14 protein-coding genes are annotated in these 22,366 nt (G+C 65.8%); 12 read left to right on the forward strand and 2 right to left on the reverse strand.

Annotation, left to right across the window (positions count from 1 at the left end; genetic code table 11):
- The 7 genes from Q319_RS26740 to Q319_RS0123935 form a co-directional block, all read left to right on the forward strand.
- Window positions 1-208, forward strand: a 208-nt coding sequence (locus Q319_RS26740; protein ID WP_211252429.1) for an RCC1 domain-containing protein, incomplete at its 5' end; no start/stop codon positions are given.
- 529 nt (window positions 209-737) lie between these two features.
- Window positions 738-2,225 carry a hypothetical protein gene (locus Q319_RS0123910; RefSeq protein WP_156039596.1) on the forward strand — a complete coding sequence of 496 codons (1,488 nt, stop codon included), beginning with the start codon at window positions 738-740 and terminating at the stop codon, window positions 2,223-2,225.
- Between the two features lie 44 nt (window positions 2,226-2,269).
- The gene (locus tag Q319_RS0123915) at window positions 2,270-9,784 is read left to right on the forward strand and encodes a PKD domain-containing protein (protein ID WP_029484859.1); all 7,515 of its coding nucleotides are present in this window, start codon (window positions 2,270-2,272) and stop codon (window positions 9,782-9,784) included.
- Between the two features lie 53 nt (window positions 9,785-9,837).
- Window positions 9,838-11,862, forward strand: coding sequence for a fibronectin type III domain-containing protein (locus tag Q319_RS0123920; protein ID WP_029484860.1), 2,025 nt, complete (start codon window positions 9,838-9,840; stop codon window positions 11,860-11,862).
- A gap of 137 nt (window positions 11,863-11,999) precedes the next feature.
- The gene (locus tag Q319_RS0123925; RefSeq protein WP_156039597.1) at window positions 12,000-12,434 is read left to right on the forward strand and encodes a hypothetical protein; all 435 of its coding nucleotides are present in this window, start codon (window positions 12,000-12,002) and stop codon (window positions 12,432-12,434) included.
- Between the two features lie 30 nt (window positions 12,435-12,464).
- Window positions 12,465-12,665 carry a hypothetical protein gene (locus Q319_RS0123930; RefSeq protein WP_029484862.1) on the forward strand — a complete coding sequence of 67 codons (201 nt, stop codon included), beginning with the start codon at window positions 12,465-12,467 and terminating at the stop codon, window positions 12,663-12,665.
- Between the two features lie 164 nt (window positions 12,666-12,829).
- Entirely contained in the window at window positions 12,830-13,087 is a 258-nt protein-coding gene (locus Q319_RS0123935) for a hypothetical protein (RefSeq protein ID WP_029484863.1), read from the forward strand.
- Window positions 13,088-13,197: 110 nt separating this feature from the next.
- Here the strand turns inward: Q319_RS0123935 and Q319_RS0123940 are convergent, their stop codons facing one another.
- Window positions 13,198-14,292 carry a PD-(D/E)XK motif protein gene (locus Q319_RS0123940; RefSeq protein ID WP_029484864.1) on the reverse strand — a complete coding sequence of 365 codons (1,095 nt, stop codon included), beginning with the start codon at window positions 14,290-14,292 and terminating at the stop codon, window positions 13,198-13,200.
- A 949-nt stretch (window positions 14,293-15,241) separates the two neighbouring features.
- Here Q319_RS0123940 and Q319_RS0123945 point away from each other — a divergent pair.
- On the forward strand, window positions 15,242-16,240 hold the full coding sequence (locus Q319_RS0123945; RefSeq protein ID WP_029484865.1) for a vWA domain-containing protein: 999 nt from the start codon (window positions 15,242-15,244) through the stop codon (window positions 16,238-16,240).
- 57 nt (window positions 16,241-16,297) lie between these two features.
- Window positions 16,298-17,404 (forward strand): hypothetical protein, encoded by a 1,107-nt coding sequence (locus Q319_RS0123950; RefSeq protein ID WP_029484866.1) that lies wholly within the window; start codon window positions 16,298-16,300, stop codon window positions 17,402-17,404.
- On the opposite strand, the gene Q319_RS0123955 is transcribed toward Q319_RS0123950, so the two are convergent.
- A complete protein-coding gene (locus Q319_RS0123955) occupies window positions 17,391-18,728 on the reverse strand; it encodes a tetratricopeptide repeat protein (RefSeq protein ID WP_156039599.1) in 1,338 nt (445 codons plus the stop codon). The genes Q319_RS0123950 and Q319_RS0123955 overlap by 14 nt on opposite strands.
- Window positions 18,729-19,198: 470 nt before the next feature.
- Here Q319_RS0123955 and Q319_RS0123965 point away from each other — a divergent pair, with 470 nt between their 5' ends.
- From Q319_RS0123965 to Q319_RS0123975, 3 genes are all read left to right on the forward strand, one after another.
- The gene (locus tag Q319_RS0123965) at window positions 19,199-20,401 is read left to right on the forward strand and encodes a hypothetical protein (protein WP_029484868.1); all 1,203 of its coding nucleotides are present in this window, start codon (window positions 19,199-19,201) and stop codon (window positions 20,399-20,401) included.
- A 20-nt stretch (window positions 20,402-20,421) separates the two neighbouring features.
- The gene (locus Q319_RS0123970) at window positions 20,422-21,414 is read left to right on the forward strand and encodes a hypothetical protein (RefSeq protein WP_156039600.1); all 993 of its coding nucleotides are present in this window, start codon (window positions 20,422-20,424) and stop codon (window positions 21,412-21,414) included.
- Window positions 21,415-21,477: 63 nt separating this feature from the next.
- Complete coding sequence (locus tag Q319_RS0123975) at window positions 21,478-22,254, forward strand: hypothetical protein (protein WP_029484870.1); 777 nt, start codon at window positions 21,478-21,480, stop codon at window positions 22,252-22,254.
- The last annotated feature ends 112 nt before the right edge of the window (window positions 22,255-22,366 follow it).

The raw sequence follows: 22,366 nt of genomic DNA on the forward strand, positions 1-22,366 counted from the left end.
GGGCAGCGCCGTCCCCGTCGCAGTCGGCGGTCTAAGTGATGTCGTGGCTATGGCCGGCGGGTCTTACCACAGTCTAGCCCTGAAAGCAGACGGCACCGTGACCGCCTGGGGCCTCAATGGCAACGGTCAACTTGGCAACGGCAGCAGGATGGGCAGCACTGTCCCCGTAGCGGCCAGCATCTCCGGCGTCGCCGTCCCTGTGCCCTGAGCGGTGTGTCCTCGGCCCGCCGAGTGACACCCCTCTAGGCCATAAGTCCGGTCCTGACTGCTCCGCATGGCGCGGTTCACGCTCCTGATTTGCAACCATACATGCTTGCTGAAGCGTGCCAAACCCCCTCTCAGTGAAGAGAAAGGATAACGGTCCAACCCGGCGGATCGAACTGCGGTACCGGAATCGCCCAGATGAACAGGGGAGCCCATGCCTGGGAACCGGACCGCTGCCAGCCCGCCGCGATTCAGTAGTCCTAGGCCAGGGCCCGTAAACCCAGCCTGCCGAGGCAGCGACCCAGTTCGCGGGCTGATCGCGGGCTGATGTCTGGAAACGGTCTTCAACATCCTGTCTTGCGCAGCACAGAACTTTCGTTCCCTCAAAGCCCACCACCAGCAACTTGAACGCAGGCACAATCGCTCCCCCCACAAGGAGTCCCCATGCAAGCAAGCCAGGCAAGGCGAAACGATGGGTCGGCACAGCTCAGTAAAGAGCGCTGGGACGGCGGATATTCAGCGGCGGACGGTCCATGACCGCCTGGCGACCGCGAGAGCTACGCCTGCGGGGACTGGGTGTGTTACTGGCCTGTGTCCTGAGCAGCGCCGCGCACGCAGAAGGCAGCTTTCAGGTTCGGTATTTCCTGCCTGGCACACCGCTGTGGCAGGGGCTGAGCGCGGACGCCGACTGGCGTGGCGAGGCGCTGGGAGGCCAGCTCTCGGCCCGCGCCTCCTGGAATGGACCGGAGAGCCAGAACTTTAACGTGACGTATACCCTGGGCCAGCGCGTGCTGTACACCCAGTACGACGCCTCCCGCACTCTGACTACCGGATCAAGGACAGCAGTGCTGCTGGCCCAGCAGAGCTTTACTGCCCCCACGCGCGGGCTGCGGAGCCTCACCTCCACGCTGGTCTACACCGATGGCGATTCATCGGGCACGGCTTACCGCGTCTTCAGCGGCGATCTGGGAGTGAGCGGGGCGTTTTCCCCGAAGTGGACCTGGACAGCAGGCACAGGCGGTACCCTGACCGACGTCAACGCCTATGCGGGCGGCGTCACTTTCAGTGCGCGCAATCTGGCGGTGCGGGCCAGGGCATCTGTCGCCGGGCAGTTCGGGGGGCCGAGGCCGGGCAGTGTCACGCTGGGAGCCACGGCAGATCACACTGAGACGTTGCGGCTTTCCAGTGGGAATGCGGCCCTTCCCAGCACCCGCTACGGCTTGAACGCAGGCGGCACGGTTAGCCTGAGTGCCGCCGAGAAAGTCTCGGCCACCGCGCGGCTGGACAACGAGGGCAGCTACTCGCTGGACACCGGTCTGACCACCACCCGGCTTCAGAACTGGACGGGCGACATCGGGGTGAGCGTGGGGGGCCGCGCAGATTTTGGCGTGAAGGCGGCCACGCCCGCCACGCTGGGCTGGCGGGCCGGTGTCAGCCGCACCGGCCCGCCGTGGTCTGGCAAGCTGGGCTACGCCGGAAATGGGGGGGACAGCCCCTCGCACGCCCTGGATTTCAGCGTGGCTTACGCTCCGCCGCCCGTAATTCCGGATCTAGATCCGGCGGCGACGACACCGCCAGCCGTTTCGACTCTGGGAATACAGGGGGGGGCAGGCGTGACCTGGCAGCGGCAAGCGGGCATCACGCCGGACGGTCAGGTCACGCAGGAGTGGCGCGTCAGTTACCGCACCAGCGCAGGCCTGAACCTGAGCAACCCCACCTGGAACGGCCAGCTTCAACTCTCGCTGAACGCTGCACCCTTTCCGGACATTGGTGGAACGCAGCAAACGCGCGTGGGCGGCAGCCTGAGCGGCAACGTGTCCTACAAGCGTGATCCGCTGACGCTGAGTCTGAGCAGCAGCCTGAACTATGTGCCGTCCGGCGCCGAGCGCTGGACCGGGGACATCGGTGTGCAGGCACTGTACAAGGTCTCGGGGCCACTGCAGGTCTCGGGCAATCTGCGTTTCCGGCCCGGGACCATCAACTCTTATCAGGCCGGCGTCGGCCTGCGGTTCAACTTCTGATGGGCGGGCCAGCATCTGCTCGGTCCGTGGTGGGGAGGTTACGCATGAAGTTTGTTCTCCGGCTGTTTGCCCTGGTGGCGGCACTGCTGTGTCTGGGAGGACTGGGAAGTCCGGCCTTGGCCCAGCCCAGGGATTTCCTGATCCTTTCTCCCCGCACGGTCACTGTAGGACAGACCCTGACGGCCACCGTCAGCAGTGCCAGAGGTGTGATTACCTGGGGTGACGGCTCGTCGAGTCCGGTGACCAGTCTGACGGTCACCCACGTTTATAAGTCGGCCGGTGGTTACGGTGTTGGCTGGCTCTGCAACGGCCTGGGGAGTGCATCGTGCGCGTCAGATAAGCTGGACGTGACTCCCCTGCCGCCCACCCTGAGTGTCTCTCCCACTTCTGTGCAAGTGGGCGAGAAGGTCACGGCGACATTGACTGATTTCCAGCCGGGCCAGCAGCTTGACTGGGGTGACGGCATCACTGGTCCGGCGGCCAGCAGGCTCGAACGCAACTACAGCAAGGTGGGAACATTCACTGTGCGCCTGCTCGGGCGGGACGGTCTGCCCGTTTCTGGTGTTCCGCCGGTCATCGTGACGGTACTGGCCCCGGTACCCACCCTGAGCGTGTCGCCCACCGCTGTACAGGCGGGCGAGAAAGTTACGGCCACTCTGACGGACTTTCAATCTATCGGTGGATTGGATTGGGGCGACGGCACAGCGGTGGGTGCGGCGCCCACCCTGACCCACGCTTATGCCCGGGCCGGGACATTTACCGTGCGCGTCACTGGCAGCGAAGCCGCGAAGACCGTGCCGCCCGTCATCGTCACAGTAAGTGCCGTGCCGACCATTACCCTGAAGGTGGTGCCCACGGCGGTGCAGATCGGCCAGCCAGTGACAGCGGTCATCACAAATTTGCCCGTCCTGACGGCGGGTCCAGGCCAGCAACTGGACTGGGGTGACGGAACCAGGGTTCCCGCAGAGGCCACCCTCACCCACGCCTATCCCAAGGCCGGAACATTTACCGTCCGGATTCTTGGTGGAATGGCCGAAACGACTGTGCCGCCCGTGATCATCACGGTCACGGCTCCAATTCCCACACCTACCCTGAGTGTTTCTCCGAATGCTGTCCTGGTCGGCGAGAAAGTCACCGCGACAGTCACGAACTTTCAGACAGGCGATCAACTGGACTGGGGCGATGGCAGCGTCGTGAATGCCGCCCCGAGTCTCCAGCGCGCTTACGGCGCAGTGGAGACCTTCACGGTTCGCCTGCTGCGTGGCGGGAAACCCATCCTCGGCGTCGCGCCGGTCCCTGTGGTGGTCAGTCTGCCCACTCCAACGCTGAATATCTCTCCCAATGCCGTCCAGACCGGTGAGAAAGTTACGGCCATCCTGGCCAACACCCAGCCCGGCGATCAGCTTGACTGGGGAGACAACTCGGTCGTCTCAGCAGCGGCCAGCCTCACGCATGCTTACGGCAAGGCTGGCGCGTTTTCCGTGCGGCTGCTGAGGGCCGGGAAACCCCTGGCCGCTGTGCCGCCGGCCATCGTCACTGTGACGGCTCCTCTGCCCAATCCAACACTGGGTGTAGCTCCGCCCGCCGTGCTGATCAACGAAGAGGTCACGGCCAAACTGGCGAATTTCCAGCCCGGCGATCAGCTTGACTGGGGTGACGGCTCGGTGGTGCCCGCTGCCGCCAGCCTGAGCCACAGCTTTGGTAAGCCCGGAACCTTCCTGGTCCGACTGCTGGACGCCAATGCCAGACCGTACCCGGCCACCCCGCCCGTGCCCGTGGTGGTCAGCCTGCCCAATCCGACGTTGAACGTGACCCCCGGTGCGGCACTGGTGGGCGAGAAGATCACGGCGACGCTGACCGCCGTGCAGACGGGCGATCAACTCGACTGGGGTGACGGCGCGGTGGTGAATGCCGCCGCCAGTCTCCAGCACACCTACAGCCAGCCCGGGACCTTCACGGTGCGTTTGCTGCGCGGCGGCAAACCCGCCCCGGGCGTCGCGCCCGTTGTGGTTGTGATCACCCTGCCCACCCCGACGCTGGCGGTTTCACCTCCCGCCGTGCAGACGGGTGAGAAGATCACGGCGACGCTGACTAACTTCCAGACGGGCGATCAGCTCGACTGGGGCGACGGCTCAGTGGTCCCAGCGGTGGCCAGTCTGTCTCATGCTTACGGCAAGGCCGGGGTGTTCACCGTGCGCCTGCTCAGAGGTGGCAAGCTGCTGGCTGGCGTCCCCCCCGCAGTCGTGACGGTCACGGCCCCAGCGCCCACTCCGACCATGAGCGTCTCGCCCACCGCCGTCCAGACAGGTGAAAAGGTTACGGCTACCCTGACTGGATTCAAGACAGGTGATCAGCTTGACTGGGGCGACGGCACGAACGTGCCAGTGGCAAGCAGCCTGACGCATGTTTACAGCAAGGCGGGTACCTTTGCCGTGCGCCTGCTGGACGCGAAGGGCGCCCCTGTCTCCACCGTTGCGCCGCAGCCCGTCCTCGTCAGTCTGTCCACCCCAACGCTGGCCGTTTCTCCCAATGCCGTGCAAATCAGCGAAAAGGTGACCGCTATCCTGACGAACACTCAACCTGGAGATCAACTCGGCTGGGGTGACGGCTCGGTGGTGCCAGTGGCAGCCAGCCTGACCCACACTTACAGCAAAGCTGGGACCTTCGCTGTGAAGCTCCTGCGGGGTGGACAGTCCGTTGCTGGAGTTACCCCCGTTCCCGTGGTGGTCATTCTTCCCGTCCCCACTCTGAGTGTCAGTCCGGCCAGCATGCAGACCGGGCAGCCGGTCACGGCCACACTCGCAAATATTCAACCCGGCGATCAGCTCGACTGGGGTGACACGACGGTGGTTCCCGCCGCCGTCAGCCTGAATCACAGCTACGGCAGTGCAGGCACCTACCTCGTGCGCCTGTTGCGCGGCGGCGCACCTCTGGGCAGTGTTGCGCCTGTTCCTGTAACCGTCACGGTGCAGCCCGTTCCCTGTTCGCTGGAAGTCCTGACCGTTTCCCCGGTGCGCTGGAAAGCCGTGGAGGTCAAGGTCAACGGGCTGGCGGCAGGCACGGCCTACACGCTGGACTGGAACGACGGCACGGTGGTTTCCGGCGTGTCGCAGGCCCTCACCACAGCAGGCGACGGGTCCAAGCAGAACGTCCAGCAGCGTACCTACGGCAAGGCGGCCAGCTTCGTGGTGCAGGTCAAGGTGGGCAATGCCCCGCCCTGCATCCAGCCGATCACCGTCGTCGCGGCCCAGATTCCGCTGGCCGTGGACCCGGCGGGTCCGGCAGTGGATCAGACCGTGACCCTCAGCGTGGGCGACGTGCCTGCCGGAACCGCGCTGAAGGTGGACTGGGGCGACGGCCAGACCCAGACCCTGAACACCAGCGGCGCGGGTGACGGCACCTTCCCGCTGGGAACGCACGTCTACGTCAAGGACGGCACCTTCCTGATCAAGGTCAGTCTGAACCAGACCAGCGAGCTGCTGGGAACGCTGCCAGTGGTGGTCACCGTTCCGATGCCGACCCTGGAAGTTCTGGCGTCCCGTGCCGGGACGCCCAGCACGGTGAACGTCGGGAACATTCAGAGCTATCCCCAGTACGTCTACACGCTCGATTTCGGCGACGGTACACCCAAACAGAGTGTCAAGGCCGATGCAGAGGTTCCGCATGTCTTTGCGGTCAGCGGGGTCTATACCGTCAAGCTGACCCTCAAGGCCGATCAGGCGTCCGAACGGACGGTGGTGGTGGCCGCCGTGATCGACGCCGCCGTGGGCATCAAAGGCTTCAGCACCGAGATCAGGCCCCTGGTGGGGGCCGCCATTGCCGCGCCCACCCCCGCCGAGATCAGACTGGGTATGCCCACCCGGTCGGTGGCGCTGTTGAACGTCTCAGGCAGCGGCACGGTCAACCTGCGCTGGACCTGGACCCCACTCAACGTGAAAGACCAGCCCGACGGCCAGCCGCTGACCCTGGACACCCGGCAGGTGCTGCTGAATTCGGGCCAGAACACGGTGCCGCTCACACTGCCCGACGACAAGAGCGGGCGCTTCCTGCTGCGCGTGGAAGTGCTGGGTGTAACCGGCGACAGTAAAGCTGTCTTCCCCGGCCAGATCAGCCTCCAGACCGTCAACCTGACCGAACCCGGCCTGCCCAAATTCTTGGTGGTGGGCGAGGGCGAGGATCGGTTCAAGTTCAAGATTCTGGGCGCGGTCAGGCCGCAGTCTGGCCCGCTCTTTAACCCCGACGACTTCGGGGCCACCCTGGCGGTGGCCGACGACACGCCGCTGGTCATTGGATTGACCCCGGTGGCGCTGGGCAACATCGGTGCCTCTCACCTCAAGGTCAAGGTGGACGGCGACACCGCTTATCTGGTGTCGGGCAGCTTCACTGCCGAGCCACCGTCCCCTAAGAACGGTGCCATCATCCCTAACCAGATTCATACCGTGTACACCGAGTTTCCGGCCTTCTCGCCCATGAGGCTGCGCGTGGGCCGCGTGACTTTTTCGGCCAGTGGAGCAGTATTGAACGGAGCCGTGGTGACCTCGCCGGATTTCACGCTGGCAACGGTGGTGAACAAGCCGCCTGTCTACACCCAGGAGCGAGCGCCCGGCCCCAGAGGACCCCAGGAACTGATCAATGAACTCATCAATCAGGTCTTCGATCCAGCTTTCAACGTGGAGCTGAACTCTGCGGGAACACCCGTGATGGTGGCCCCAGAGCAGCAGCGGCTTGGTCTGCTGAACACCGTGTATGCCCAGGGCAAGAACACCGGAGTTAGCGATGTGAGCGCGCCCAGCCCCTTCCTGAAATACACACAGACGGGACAACTGCCCACCAGCACCGGCACGGGCATCGGCTACGCCACCGACAAGGGCCGAACCGCGCTGGATCAGGCCGCCAGTAAAGGCGTGTCTACAGGCAACGGCGTCGGGAACCTGGTGGTCAAGTTTCCGCCACCCATCCAGGGGACGGGGCCAAAGACCGTCGAGCAGCTTCAGGAAATCCTGGGGGCGGGGCAAACCGATTTCCTGACCTTCCCGGAGCTGTACCTGAGCAACGCGGGTGACGTGGTGTCCGCGCGGGTCTTGAATGGTAGGAGCGTGGCCTCGTTCCCAACCCTGCCGCACGGCAACAGCGGCAAGATCACCACCTACGGGGGCGTGATGAAACTGGGCGATTCCGGCGTGTCCGTGAGTGCCATTGCCCTCGGCTCGCAGACCGCCACGGCGTATCTGGATCTGAGTAGCAAACGTAGCGTGGAGCCAGACGGAGCTGCCGTTAAAACCCTCGAAAGCACGCCGGAAAAGCCCGCAATAGGACTGGCCGAGGCCGCAGCCCGCGCAGGCGGGGGCCTGCTGCCCGCCGTACCCTCGCAAGCCGCGCTGCTGCGTCAGACCTACGGTGGAGCGCCCAGCGCCGTGACGGTGCCGGACGTGGGGCCGCAGTGGCAGGGGCTGCTGTGGCTGTCCAATCAGATCACCATCGACACCGTGGCGCAGTACGACGCCACCAAGGGGGACAGTGAAACCAGCCCAGAGCAGACGCTCTCGGTGGAGTTGGTCAAGAAGGTGCCGGTCAGCTACGGTACACGCGGCTGGAACCTCAACATCGACGGACCGGACGGCAAGGTGGCTCCCGGCAAGACCGAATTGACTGGCGGCATTCCCTACGACGCGCGCGAGGTCGTGGTGGTCATGGTCAAGACCAACCTGATTCGCAGCCTGACTACCGGGGCATTCGGGCCTTTGCCCTTCGTGGGTGGCGGCAAGTTAACCGGCACCTGGTACATCACCGGCCCCAACGAGGGAGCCGTCACCCTCGACAAGACCGGGCTGACCCGCGCTTACGGGCCAGACGGCAGCTTCACAGCCAGGGACGTGCAGGGAAGCACCAACCTGGCGGGCGTGCTGACCTTCAATCTGCTGGGCAGCACCTTCGATCTCTCAAGGATCGGCGATGGCCTGAAGCTGAATTGCTACATGCTGATCATCGACGGTGGGCTGGTGCAGTTGCCGTCCAGCCGCTGCGACGCGATTCAGGGCCAGGACCGCAAGATCGCGGGCAATCCCATCACCCTGAGTAGTATGACGTTCTCCAAGGAGGACGCGGTCGAGGCAACGAAGAACAGCCTCGCAAAACCGCTGTTGGGCAAGATGATCCTGGCGGGCCTGTCCGCACTGGGCAACGCCGACGAGAACGGCAAGAACGTTACCGCGCCGTCGCGCTTTGTCCTGGGCGCCGACGCGCAGGATTACAAACTGAAACTGTCTGTGGACGACGTGGATCAGGAGGTCATGTCAACGACAGACAATAAGGTTGTCATCACCCTCAAGGGCAGTGAGACAGACCTGACGGGCCTGGGTTTGCGGGCGTTCGGTGCAGGTGAAGCGCCCGCCGTCGCCCAGGAGCTGGCCTTCGACAGCGGCAGCGTGGGCGTCAGCGACAAACTGTCTATGCAGGTGAAGGGCCTGTTCGGGCACAAGGGCAGCAAGAGTTACTGGTATCTGCTGGCGAACGCCAAGGTCTCAGACGGCATTCCGCTGTCGATCATCACCATCTACCAGGTGACCGGCGGGCTGGCCTACAACATGCAGTGGGGCCAGGGGCAGATTTACTTTAGTGACCTGAACAAACGCCCGAATGATGGCAAGGGTCTGCACCTGACGGCTGGCGTGGTGGCCTCCTTTACCGGCGTGGACGATACGGAGCTGCACGCGGCCATCGTCGCGGAGATAGGCACCGACAAACCGCAACTGCGCTTCGGTGGGGACGGCTACCTGCTGACCGGGGGCATCAATACGGCGGCGGGCTACTTCGGGGGCGGCAAACCCCAGGCCCGTTTCGCCGGAACAGTGAACCTGAGCGGCCTGTTCGTGGATCTGTGCGTGGGGCCAGCCAGCGTGGGCGAGTTGAAGTGTTCAGACCTGAGGCCACTGTCCATGGCGGGCGGCATCTTGACGGTGCAGGGCGCGGCCAGTATCGCGATTTCCGAGACTCCACACCTGTATATCGGCACTTTCCGGCCCGCCAGTGAAACTGGGGCGTACTGCAACCCCACTAACAGCGCCGCGTGCGCCGCGCGTTACCGTGCCGGGCGGGTCTCAGTGCAGGTGGATCTGGCGATCCTCAAAGCCTCCGTTGACGGCTACGTGATGACCGGCAAGCTGGATGGCCGCGCCCCTGAGTTCGTGAAACCTGTCGGCTCATTTGGACTGGCCGCCGGAGCTGCCATCGAGAACATCTACCACGCCGGGGGCGGCGGCAGCGCGCTCATCTGCAACTACTCTTGGAGTTTCGATGCCCGGCTGTATGCCGCCGTAGACGGCGCAGTCGTCGTATCGCCCACGTTCAAGGTCAACGGGCATGTGGGCCTGTACGCCGGGGCCAGGGTCAGCGCCCACCTGTGCGGCATAGGCGGCTCTATCAGCGCCTCGGTCAGTCTGGACGCTGACTTCCAACTCAGCCAGGACGACAGCTACGTGAAAGGCACGGCCCGTATACAGATCTCGCTGCCTGTCTTTGATGACGTGGACATCGAGAAGTCCATTCGCCTGAGCCTCTAGCAAGCGCCGGGCCTCTGGAGCAAGTTCACCCGGAGGCCCGCACGAGGAGCGTCATGAAAACGTCCAGCTATTCAAACCCGCGCCGCGCCCACGCGCCGATCAGACTGTCGCATCTGCTGGCCATATCCCTGCTGCTGCTGGGCCTAAGCAACCCGTCATCCGTCCGCGCCCAGAACACGCCCCAGACCGGACCAGTCCAGCAAGGCGTTGCCCCCGATCCGGCCAAGACGGGCGTGGCGGCCCTGCCCCAGCCTGGCGGCGCGTTATTGCGCTGGACGCTGATCGGCGACACGTTGCCCGACACCTACCGCCTGATCCGTGAGGGCGGCAGCGGCAAGGTCAGGCGTGATCTGCCTGGCATCGCCCCGAAAGCCGACGCCATCAAGAACGGCTGGGTCACGGCCCAGCAGTACGACTTTCTGAAGGCCAAGTTCGGCACACCCGTCACTGATCCCTTCGAGAAACTGGGGTTGCAACTGCAAACGCTGGCAAGTCCCGGCATCGCCCGAACTCTGAATCTGCTGGTTACTGAAACGGGCCTGAAGGACGGCACCCGCTACAGCTACCGCGTGGTGGCGGTGCGCGGCGGTAAGGAAACGCCCGTGGGGACAGCCACGGTGACACCCGGCCAGCCCCCCGCCGTCCCCGCGCCGGGCAAGCTCAGTGCCGTGCCGGAGCGCACCCGCGTGACCGTGGCGTGGCAGCGTGCGGGCGGGCAGGTCATGGCCTACCAGGTCTACCGCGCTGAGGGTAATGCCACGCCGCTCCTGCTGCAACCCTCGCCGTACTTTCCGACGGTGGACCCCGCCCAGCCGGGCCGCGTGAGCTTCAAAGACGATGCCCTGCCGCTGAAGCCCAAAACCAAGTACAGCTATCAGGTGGCGGCGCTGGACCTGTTCGGACGCGAGAGCGCCAGAACGGCGGTGCTGGTGGCCGACACGGGTGACGCCGAACCCTTTTCGCGTGCCAGTCTGGTAGAACCCGTCATCACTTTCGGCGCGGACGGACGCGGGGCCGTGAAGCTGATGTGGAACGCCGTGAAAGACCCGCGCATCCTGGGCCTGATGGTCTACCGGGGCAGCTCCCCCGACACCCTCAAACCGCTGAGCGAGGTGGCGGCGGGGAGCAGCACCTATACCGATACCACGACTGAGGAAGCCAAAAGCTACGTGTACGGCCTGGGGTACAAACTGGCCGCTGGCCCCACCGGGCCATTAAGCATCCGGGGGGCGCAGCCGCTGAATCCTGCCCTGTCCGCGCCGCCCAAGGGGCTGAAGGCCAAACTTGAGGACGCCAACACCCTGACCCTGAGCTGGCAACCCGCACCCGGCAAGCCCATCGGCTATCTGGTGGTGCGCGGCGCAACGGCCACCACGCCCAGCGAACAGTTCGTGAGCGTGACGCCCCGGCCCATCGCCGCCACCACGCTGAAACTGCACCTGGACGCCTCGCCGGGGACGGGCATGACCTTCCGGGTCATCACCGTCAGCGCCTCTGGGGTAAGCGGCAAACCCGGCGAGCCGGTGGCGGTGGTCACGCCACGCATCGGCGGCGACGCCCCCACGCTGCTGAGCGTGGCCCCGCAGGACAGTGCCCTGAAGGTGACCTGGGCCTACGCAGGCGCGGCCCCAGCACAGGTGGAGGTCTTCCGCCAGAACCCGCAGGGCGACCTGGTGCTGGTGGCCCGGCTGCCCGGCACCACCAAGGTCTTTACAGACCGCAATGTGCAGGCCCCCTTCGCCTACGCCTACTTGGTGGCCGCGCTGGACGCCAGGGGCAAGCGCAGCGATCCCTCCAACGTGAGTGGGGCCACGCCGCTGAACATTACAGCCACCCCACTGGTTCAGGGCCTGAGCGTCAGTGCGGGCGGCGGCGGTGCGGTGCTGCGCTGGACGGCGGATAAGGGCGCAGCGTCATACGCCGTGTACCGCACACGTGGAAATCGGCAGGAGCGCCTGGGCGTGGTGGCCTCGCCCACCTACACCGACGCGCAGGGTAAAGCGGGCGACGTGTACCGCGTGGTGCCGGTGGAGCAGGGCGGCATTCAGGGGCAGGAGGCGAGTGTGACTTTCAAATAAAGCAGGGAGGACAGAACCAGTGAGGCGCCGCACATGCTTGTTCCGGTGCCTCCTGTCTACTGCCCCGCCATAATTCCTGCGGGATCTACCTCAGTCCACCCCCAGGCCGTGGCGGCGTAGGTGCGGCCAGATCGCGCTTGTACGTCGGTTTCCGGGCTCATTCGGCGGCGGCACAAGAGCGCTTTGTGGGCTTCGTAGCCCACCAGTACCTCATGCTGAAGACCTCCCTAGCCCGTTACCCGGAACTGTGGTTACGCCACAAAGACGAACTGAAAAACTCGGCCATTGATCTTCAGATCCGACTGAACCTGATTCCGAAAAAGTTCGCGGCCTTCGGGGGCGCACAGATCAGTTCGTATGAGGTGGCCAGTGGCCTGGGCAAATCTGCTGTTGCGGGTGCTGGAGCGGGCGCTGCAGCCCTCGGGGCGGCCAAGAGCGGCCTGCTGGTGTGGTTCGGCGGCGGAATGACGCTGGGTGACACGGTGCTCGGCGGTATCTTCGTGACGCCCGCAGTGCTGATGGGCGCTTTTGCTGCCGCCTGCAAGGGCGAACAGCGGCTGACCCAGGTGTAGCGCTACGAGCAAATCGAACGAGAGAACAGGGTGCTGGGCGCGCACAAAGCCAGGTTCGTGTCGGCCATGTTCGACGCAGCCGTGCTGCTCAAGGCCCTCAAGGACGTCATGAAGGTTCCAGTCGTTGACGAGCAGTTCGCGGCAACGGGGTCTTCGGAAGTGGTGGGCGGCGCGGCGCGCAGACGCTGGACGGCGCCGCATGAGCTATTACGACCTGAAGTGGGATTTTGAAGAGTTAATGCGTTTGGGACGGGACAGTCCATGCAGGCCGATGAGCCCGGGGGGGACGGGTACAGCAGGCCGCGTCGCTGCTCAAGGTGGCACCTCTCCCCAATGCTGCGCTGGCAAATACTGCGCTCGTCACGCTGTAGATCGTCGCTCTGGAAGCTTAGAAGATGCGCCAGATCGCCTGGGAGGAGCAGACCAAGCGGGCGGCGATCGAGGCCCAGCGTCAAGCTGCATTGACCAGAATTGAAGCGCCCCGCTTGCTGCTGAGTGGATACATGGCCTGCACTTTTGACGAACGTGGGGCCACCCTAGACCGCATGTTCGATGCGTTCGGCACCGCCCAGGCTAGTAGGGATACGGGCAGCATGCAGACACTTACAGCCACAGCCTCTTGGTCAGAACCTTTTGAACAGCCTTGCCCATGATCCAGGTGTTGTCACCTGTTCTTGCGCCCAAAGCCCTGGGTGGTGGTCAGCCGGCATGTAAGGCCAGTAGACCAATGCCCCTTTGACCGATGGGCGACACGGCTTTGAAGTCAGTCCATACCACGTTGCCGTGAGCGTGGGACATTCAGCGCCACGTGGAGACTGTCCTGTGGAGTCACTTTGCTGGCGGGCACCGACCCGACATTCACCGTGAACCGCAGGTCCGAAATGCCCTCCGGCAGTGCAGTAGAGAGGCAGGGGATGTCTCCCGCCGCCATCAGCCGCAGGTTCCTGGCGGCCAGCCGCGTGTCAAACCCGGTCGACAGCGCACGGACCAGGGTGTGCCCCAGCGCCATCGCAACGTTGCAGTCAAACCTCTTCAGCATCGCCTGGTCATGGAGCAGTCTGGCCCGCACCTCCCGAATCAATTCGCTCAGAGACACCTCCGTCCTGGACGGCTGCAGCTTCAGCGAGAGGATGGTGACGTCGCCGCCGTCAAAGGGCAAACGCAACTGTTTCAGGGAGAAATTGTGTTGCCGGCCCTTTCCCACGGTGCACTTCACTTCGGCGTGCTTGCCGTTGGTGCCGAAGCTGTACGTGTTTTCCGGGTGGTCTCGCCAGACCTGGACCGCCTGGGCAGTGTCAGTTGCGCGCGCGATGATAAAAACCTCCGCCCACAGCTCTGGGGACGCGAGGCGGGGTTCCCGGTTCAGGTCGGCCAACACATAGGCGACGTGCTCGGTCATCTCTGCGACGTCATGTGTTGTGGCGTCATCAGGCAGGGCCAGCACCGCTCCCCCGACAACGTTCAGAAAGTACCCGTGGACCCCGGCGTCGTCTCCCCGGCAGCGCACCACCAGAAACGTGTGCTGGTCGCGTGTGCCATCTGCGTGGGTGATGTTGCACAGGACGTCATGTTCAACGCCCAGGTGCGGCACTCCGAAGTGGAGCGTCGGGTTGGCCCTGGCCCGCAGCAAAACTGCGGGTGCCCCCTGTCCGTCAATGGCCAGATGGTGCTGGGGGCGTCCGGGGAAAGGACGCACGCTGAAGGCCCGCAGCCCCTCTGGCTGCGGGCCTTCTTTCTGGAGCTGGGTGAACGTTTCGAGGATGGGGGTGAACGGGTTGCCCACGGGCTTGCGCACGCGGGTCTTCGCTGGCGTGGCGTTGTGCTGGAAGGTGGTACTGAGGTTGGATGGGGGCTTCACAAGTTTAATCCTGGCACGGGTCTTTTCAAGGCAATATTTTGATGTTGCCGCGCATAACGGTGGACGCGGGGCCTGTCGCTGGCGGGTGGTGATCCAAGCAGGACCCGTCATGGTGCCCAGCCCCAGGGTCTGCAAGCCAGCGCCGGCCACCGGTCATCAACACCGGGCCGTGGCCTGAATGCGGCAGTGGGATCAGTGGGTGGCCAGGGCCAGACGTGAACACATGAATGGGCTGGTTTTGCCTGTCGCGGCGCCGGGCACATAGAGCATTTTTACGTTGTAAGAGGACTGGTTGGACGGCAACAGGATTCGTTTAATGCGGGTTTCGCTGGACGTGCCTCACCGATAGTGGTGGAAGAACCACTGGCTCTTTGCCGCCGTTCTGTGTCCCCTGGTCCAGGCCAGGGCTGGTGATGAATTCTCGTGCGCCTGGGCCAGGTGAAACATCAGATCGGCCAGGGTGCGAAGAGAAGAAATGGACAAGGGAGGGAGAACAGGCACAGAACTGGTGCAAACCACGGCAGACAGCCGCTGGGTGGCGGGTGGACGTCAGAGTGTTTTGACGGGGCAGGAAGCATTCTGCTGTTGCTTCACTACGGTGTTGAGACGAATTTGCAGGGATTACAGATGGACTGTGGTGGACGGGCACATGGGACCGAACTCATGCCACGTCCTGGCGTTCAAATTCGCTGTTCCCACCCAGGACGCTTGGTGGTCTGAGCGGCGTCTGACCTGGACTTGCTTTTTTCCCGCAAATCGTACGCCGGCGCTTTACTGTCCAGGGAGGTGGTGACGCCATGTCCATTCGGGTCCATCACTTTCCTGCACACGGCAGAAGGGCTGCTGAGTGTCTATGACCCCGGCCAGCCCAACGGCGAACCCGCAAGACGAGACTGCACCGCTTGATCCTCTAATCCCGACTCCCCCTTCCCACCCCCTGGAGAACAGCATGCAAAGAGTCTTTCCACTGGCCCTGATCACCCTCACCCTCACGCTGGCTTCCTGCGGTGGTGGTACCGAACCCACCACACCCCCCACGGAACCCCCCACGGAACCCCCCACGGAACCCGCCGCGACCACCGGCACCATCAACGGCGTGCGGTTTGTGGACGTCAGCACCTACCAGTTCGGCTTCACGCCGCTTAAGGGCACCGATATCGTGGGAACGGCCACCCTGAAATCGGTGACGGTCAAGAACTTGAGTGCTGGGGCAGCCTCGGCACGTGTCTGCGGAAACGTGGAGGGCCAGGATGTGGTCACGGCCACGCTCAGCCTCGACAGCACGGGCAGCATGCAGGATACGGATCCAGGCAAGCTCCGCAACACGGCGGCCCGGGCATTCGTCGACCGGATGGGCCCGTCGGACAAAGCGGCCATCTTGTCGTTCGACACGGCCACCTCTCCCTCTGAAGATCTGCTGGCCTCCTATTTGTGGCAGGACTTTACCGGGGACAGGGCGCTTCTCACCAAAGCCGTGGACCAGGCCACCTTTATCGGCGGGGGCACGCCGCTGTACGACGCGATGCTGGATGCCAGCGCCCTGCTGAAGGCCAGCGGCGGCCGCAACGCGCGCGGGCTGGTCCTGACCGATGGCCAGGACACCGGCAGTTTCACTTCACCTGCGCAGGTGATCGCCGCCGCCAACAAGAACGGCACGCCGCTGTACATCATCGGCCTGGACGCCCAGGACACGCTGGACTTCCGTGACGCCGAGGACATCGCCGCGCGCACGGGCGGCCTCTTCCAGAAAGCGACCAGCGCCGGACAACTTCAGAAATTCTTCGACAACGTCTATAACGCCTTCCGGGCGCAGGGCTGCGTGGAGCTCAAATTCACCCAGAAGCCGGCAGCGGGCACGGCGGTCACCGGACAACTGGCGATTACCGTGGGCGCCGCCGACCGGAAGGACAGTGTGGTCGAGGTGCCCTTCACGGTGGACGTGCGCTGAACGACGGTCACGCCACCAGGCCAGTATGCTCAGGAGAATGCCGGAGGTAAGTCTCAGATGACGCCGATTCCCCCTCTTCTGGGTGCCTGGGTGCCCCCGGGCAGCCCGCTGACGCCGCCGCCGGACTGGACCTGGCGGCGGCCGCCCCCAAGCTGGACCCTCTGTCTGGAAACGCGGCGCAACACGTACGAGCGCGCCGCGATTTTGCACGATCTGGGCTGGGCGGCGCTGCTGGCCGGGGCACTGGCCGACGCACGCGCCCTGACCGAGGAAGGTCTGGCCCTGACCCGCTCCCAGCGGGCCGCCAGGCCGTGGCAGGGGGCCCTGCTGGTGGCCCTGAGCAGCGTCCACCGGGCCAGCGGCGAGGGGACGCAGGCCCTGGCCCGTGCAGAAGCGGCAGGGGAACTCGCGCGCGCGCGCGGGGACACGCTCACGGCCTCGCACGCGGCGCTCGCGGCGGGCACTGTCCACCGGCTACAGGGCGAGCGGTTCAAAGCCACGCGCCTGCATTATCTCGCGCTGGCCCGGGGAGAGGCACACGGACTGGCGCCGGACATCCAGGCGCTGCTGTCGCTGCTGGAACCGCCAGCCAGCGTGGAAACGGTCCGGGAAGTTCATCCGGACGTCGCCTACCGGCTCGCGCTGCACGCGGCGGCGGGCGTCCTTTCCAGGGGCGGCGAAGTCCCCGGACTGGCCCTGTCCGGCTCAAGGTTTGCGCTGCTCGACGAGTTGCGCTCACTCCCGGACCTGCGGGACCGGCTGGGAACCGAGCTGCCCATCGCCCCGGCGCGGACCGCCCAGGTGGTGACGCTCGGCCAGCCGGGACTGCTGGTGTCCGGCCGCTTCGCGCCGGTGTACGGACAGGGCCAGGCGCTGGCGCTGCTGGCCTACCTGATCGAGCGCGGCAGCCATCCCTGGCGCGTGGTGGTGGACGAGGTGCTGGGCGAGGGCGACGAGCGGACCCTCTATGACCAGTTGCGCTACCACTTGTCGGTGCTGCGCTCGGTGATGGGTGAGCGCGACGCCGTGCAGCTCCGCCGGGGTCGCCTGAGCCTGTCGCCCACCTGGGTGTGGAGCACAGACCTGAGCGAACCGGGGGTCCGGCCCGCCGGCATGCCGCTGGCCTGGGCACCCGGGCAGGCCAGCGGCGCTACTGGAGGGTAGCGATCCAGGGGCCGTACAGTTCCATCAGGACGGGACCGTGGCCCCCATTCAGATCACTGGTGACGCGCCAGGCGGCGCCGAGCCGGTAGAGGCCGCCCTCCAGGACCACGGCCCCGTCGCTGCAGGTGAACAGCCGGACGGCCTGCGCGGCCCGCTTGATCCGCTGCGTCCCCCGCGCGCGTTCCTCCGGCGCGAGATCGAACAGGGCCCCGGCGAGGGTGGCCGGCGTGGCCGGCCCCTCCAGATGCAAGGAGAGCAGCAGCCCCACATGGACGGCCCCGAGGTCTTCCAGGACTGCGCCGTTTAGCGCCACCTGCGGCTGCCCGCGCACCGTCAGGTGGAGACGCGGCGTCTGTCCTGGTGCCGGCGCAGGCAGGTCCAGCCCCGCCTCCTGGCCCCATGCGTAGAGTCCCGCAAGGGCCGGGGCCTCGTCCAGGACGGCAAACGGCTCGTCGGCCGCCAGGGCAGCCCGCAGGCTCCCCAGGGCGGCGCAGTGGTCTCCCTCCAGCAGGCTCCAGCGGGCCAGTTGCAACTGCGCGCGGGCCGCGTCGACCGGGTGGGCGTCTGGCAGGATGACCTGGAGTCCGGACCTCACGTCCTCGCCCTGAGCGAGCTGGATCAGCATGAGGTGCAGGCGGTCGGTCAGGGCCTCGCGGCCCTCGCTGGTCCAGTCCAGGGCCCGCAGCTGCGCTTCCCTGGCCCCATCCAGTTCCCCACTCAGGCGCAGGGTGGTGGCGAGCGCGCGGAAAGCCGCGCCGCGTGAGCGGTCTGCCGGCGAGCAGTCGACGGCCTGCTGCGCGCGCTCCAGGGCCAGGTCCCACTGCCCGGTGACGCGGGCGTGGTGGGTCAGCAACCCGGCGAAGCCTGGACGCTGCTGGCGGGCGAGGGGGTCTGCCGAGCGTGAGACCAGGCGCAGGCCCTCACCGCAGGTGTCCCGCGCCAGATCCAGTTCCGTGCGGCGCAGGTAGGTCCATGCGAGGTTGTAGAGCGTCTGGACCCGTCCACGGTCATGACGCAGCAGGGCCAGCGACTGGTGGTAGGCGCGCAGGCCGCCCTGAAAGTCGCCCTCGCGCATGAGCATCACGGCCAGCTCGCCGTAGGCTGTGCCCTTCAAGTCGGGATGGTCCGTGTCCAGCGCGGCCCCGATGGCCGCGTGCGCCGCTTCCCGGTGACCCAGGACGTGCAGGGCGTAGGCCCGCTGGCGGTGGTGGTCGCTGCTCAGGGGCAGGTCGACACCTCCGAGCAGGTCGAGAACCGCCTGCAGGCGGCCTTCCTGAACCAGAGCGTAGAGCCGCCACGACAACGCTTTTTCCGCAGACGCCATGGACCACAGCATGGCGTACCGGAGGGGGGCCGTGGCCCCCCTTGCCGTTCACCGTTGCCCGCTGCGCACGGCGTGTGCCTGCACGTTGGGCGGATACCCGCCACGGTCCTCCGCATGGGCGGCCGCAGAGAGGGCGAGGAACAGCACGAACCACCGGACAACGTTCTTTTTTGCGCTCATGTGCGCCCCCGGTGCTGGCCCCCTGTGAACGCGGACCTTCCGCGTCTCCGGAGCAGCACGGGGTGAGAAGCAAAAGGGCCTGCGGGACAAAGTTTGGCTCCGCCCGCCACATGGACTTGCTTTTTTTCCTGACCTGCGACTGGACTTTCCTAATCTCCTGAGACGTCAGTCAGGGGAAGGGGCCCTGGGCCTCAGGGCGTCCCCACGCAGGGTTTTGCGTCTGACTCCAGCAAGCCGCAAGACCTGCCCCGTCCATTCACGTCCTCACGTTCAGACCCAGGAGAACACCCATGCACACCACCAGAGCCGCCCTTGCCTCCACTTTCCTGGCCGCGACCCTCGCGCTGGGCACCGCCACCGCGCAGCAGACGAAGGCGCCGCAGACGAAACGGTGGGGTGACCTGAACATCACGCTCGAAGGCTGTTTCCGTGCGTCTTCTGGCACGGATTCCGGCTGCAACCTGGTCCTCACCAACACGGGAACGGCGCCGCTGCGGGTCCCACTGGAGGCCGATTCGGAGACGGTCACGCTGCCGGACGGCTCGGTCGCGCGGCCCCGGGAACTGATTTTCGGCGGTCAGTCGGGCCAGTACCGGACCGTGCAGTTGCTTCCCACGGGCATCAGTGTGCGCGCGCAGCTCAACTACAACCTGGCCAAGGGCGTCACCACCCTCAAAGCACTCCGCGTGGGAGACGCCGAATTCCTGAACGTCGCCCTGGCGCAGGACCTTCCCGACGAACCCGCCGTGAATCCCGCTGGGGTGCCCGTCACCACGGCCCAGGGTGAGCAGGTCAAGTTGGGCCTGCTGGACTGCCTGCGCGTCAAGACGAGCGTCACCTGTAGCTTCGCGGTGACCAGCACGGTGGACGAGAACCTGCGCGTGAGCAGCAGCAGTTCCGACGGCACCTGGCTGGTCACGCGCCGGGGCCTGGTCCGCAGCGCCGACAGCGTGAGTCTGGGCGGCGACGACGAGCGCTACACCGCCCAGAGCCTGATGCCGGCGCGCCGCAGCCTCCTGAGCCAGGTCACCTTTACCCTGCCGGAAACGGACACCTCCGTTCCTTACCTGCAACTTAACGGCTATAGCTTCCGGAACCTGCCGGTGACCGCCCAGGCCGGTCCCCGGCTGCTCAACCCGGCGGGCGCGGTGGTCGACGCCTACCGCGTGCGCGACTACGCCGGCAAGCTCGACACCTGCACGTATGTCCAGGATGGCCTGAAATGCGACTTCACCCTCACCAACCGCACGGACACCGGTTACCGTCTGGAGGTCACCAGTACCGACAACATGTTCCTCGGTCTGGCCGGCGTGTGGTACGGCGCACGCACCCTGACGGCGGCGGGCACGTCCAGCCCGTACCGCGTCAACGTCCCCCTGTCTTCTGGCGGAAGCGGCACGGTCAGCGTGCTGTACGCCGCGCCCGCTGGTCTGAAGAGCGTCCCGTACCTGCGGTTCGCCGGCCTTGAATTCGAAAACGTGCCGGTTCGCTGAGCGGGCCGGAGGAGACCATGATGATGCGAAAAATAATGTTCCTGCTGCCCCTGCTGGTGGCCTGTGGCCCGGACGCCAACGCTCCCGAAAGCGTGGCCGGACGCTTCGTCCGCGCCCAGCTCTCCGGCGACACGGCGGGCATGATCGCGCTGGCGACGCGCCCGGACCAGGCGGCCGCAGCTCAAGCCCCCAACACAGCCGACAAGACCCTGTACCCCGAGGCCAGTGACCAGCCGCTGCATGACCTCTACGGGGCGCGCGTGAAAATCGCGGGAGCCAGCGCGCAGACCGAGGGAGACCGGGCCAGCGTGGCCGTGACTGCGCGGGTGCCCGACGTGGACCTGAGCGGCGTCCTGATGGAAGCGCTGTTCGGCGGCGGCAGCGACGAGGCGGCCATGACGCGCAAAGTCAAGGCCCAGTTTGACAAGGCGCCCCTCAAGGACGAGGCCCACACGCTCGAACTGGTGCGTGAGGATGGCCAGTGGCGCGTCGATACTGACTGGGCTGAAAAAGCCCAGGCCAAACGTGCCGAAGACCAGCGCCAGGCGCGTGAGGCGGCGCTGGCCGCGCTGCAGCGCGATTACCGCACGGGCCGCGAGGAAGACCTTGTCCGCGCCCGGCTGGCCCTGAAGAAACTGGTGGCCACGTACCCCAACGACGCCGGCTGGAAGGAGGAAGCGGCCGCTGTGGACGCGCTGATGCCGGTCCTGGCCAAGTTCACGGCAGACGTCGGCCGCGCGGGGCTGTATCAGGGGGATTACCAGGCCGACGTGGTGGTCACCAACGGTTCGGCCCAGCCCATCAAGAGCTTCACGCTCAAGCTCACCTTCCTCAACGGGGATCAACCTGTCGGGGAGAGCGAGTACGAGACGTACTCGCCGGGCTGGTTCAGCTCGCGGGTGCTGGATCCAGGCGGCAGCGCCACCGTGAAGCCCAGCGGCACGCCGCCTGAGGGCTGGACAGGTCAGGCGCTGCGCGCGCAGGTCAGCGCCACTGAACTTGACCTCGACTGACCCGTCCGTTTCTCCCTCGCTGCTTTCCATCCGCGCCTGACGCGGTTCCACCCGGAGGTCTTGATGAACACACAACGCACGGTGATTGCCGGCTCTGGCCTGCTCTTGATTCTGGCTTTTCTCATGCCCTGGATCCATATCGACCTGTTCTTCGCGTCGTCTTCCGTGAGCGGCGCGGCCCTGCCCGGTCAGTTGCGTTCACTCGCCGCCATGGGCGAGGGCATGAATCAGGCGTTCGGGGGCGAGCCGTCTGGCGTGGGCCTGGCCGCCCTGCTGTTCTACGCGCTGTACCTGATTCCCATGGCAGGTGGGCTCCTTGCCTACCGGGCCTTGACGGGCAGACCTGCGCGCCTGCCCCTGAAGGCCGGATCAGCCGTGACCGGCGTCGTCATCCTGTTGCTGGCCTGGTGGAGCGCCGCGCAGTTGACCGGGCTGCTGGGCAGCGGGCTGGGCGGCCTCGCCGGAAGTGGCTACTGGCTGACCCTGCTGGCGAGTGTGGGACTGGTCGCGGCGCCGCTGCTGCGCGGGGCGGGACGGCCTGTGCTGAGTGCCGCACAAAGGGCGCAGTTGCAGTTGCGCGGCACTCAGGCGCTGAGTGGCGCCGGACAGTGGCTCGGCGCCCGCACGGCCCAGGCCGCCGCCGCCATCCAGGAACGGCGCATTCGCGGTGTGCTGGGCCGTCCCCTGACCCGCACGCTGCTGGACCGGCAGGACCAGGTGATCGCCAGGGAGGGCACCCTGATCACGCACGCCCTGACCGAGCAGGCCCAGGCCGCCGGTGTGCTGGACCTGCTCCTGGACAGCGCCAGTCCTGCTAAAACAGTCGCCCCTCACCCTTGACCAGACGCGATCTCCCTGGACATGCAACCTCGCATACTCCGCGCCCCACTGGGCCATAATCGTGACTCATGCCAAATTCATCCTCTCTCATCGAGGTTCTGACTTGAATCAG

It is taken from the genome of Deinococcus marmoris DSM 12784, from assembly GCF_000701405.1.
Lineage (GTDB): Bacteria > Deinococcota > Deinococci > Deinococcales > Deinococcaceae > Deinococcus > Deinococcus marmoris.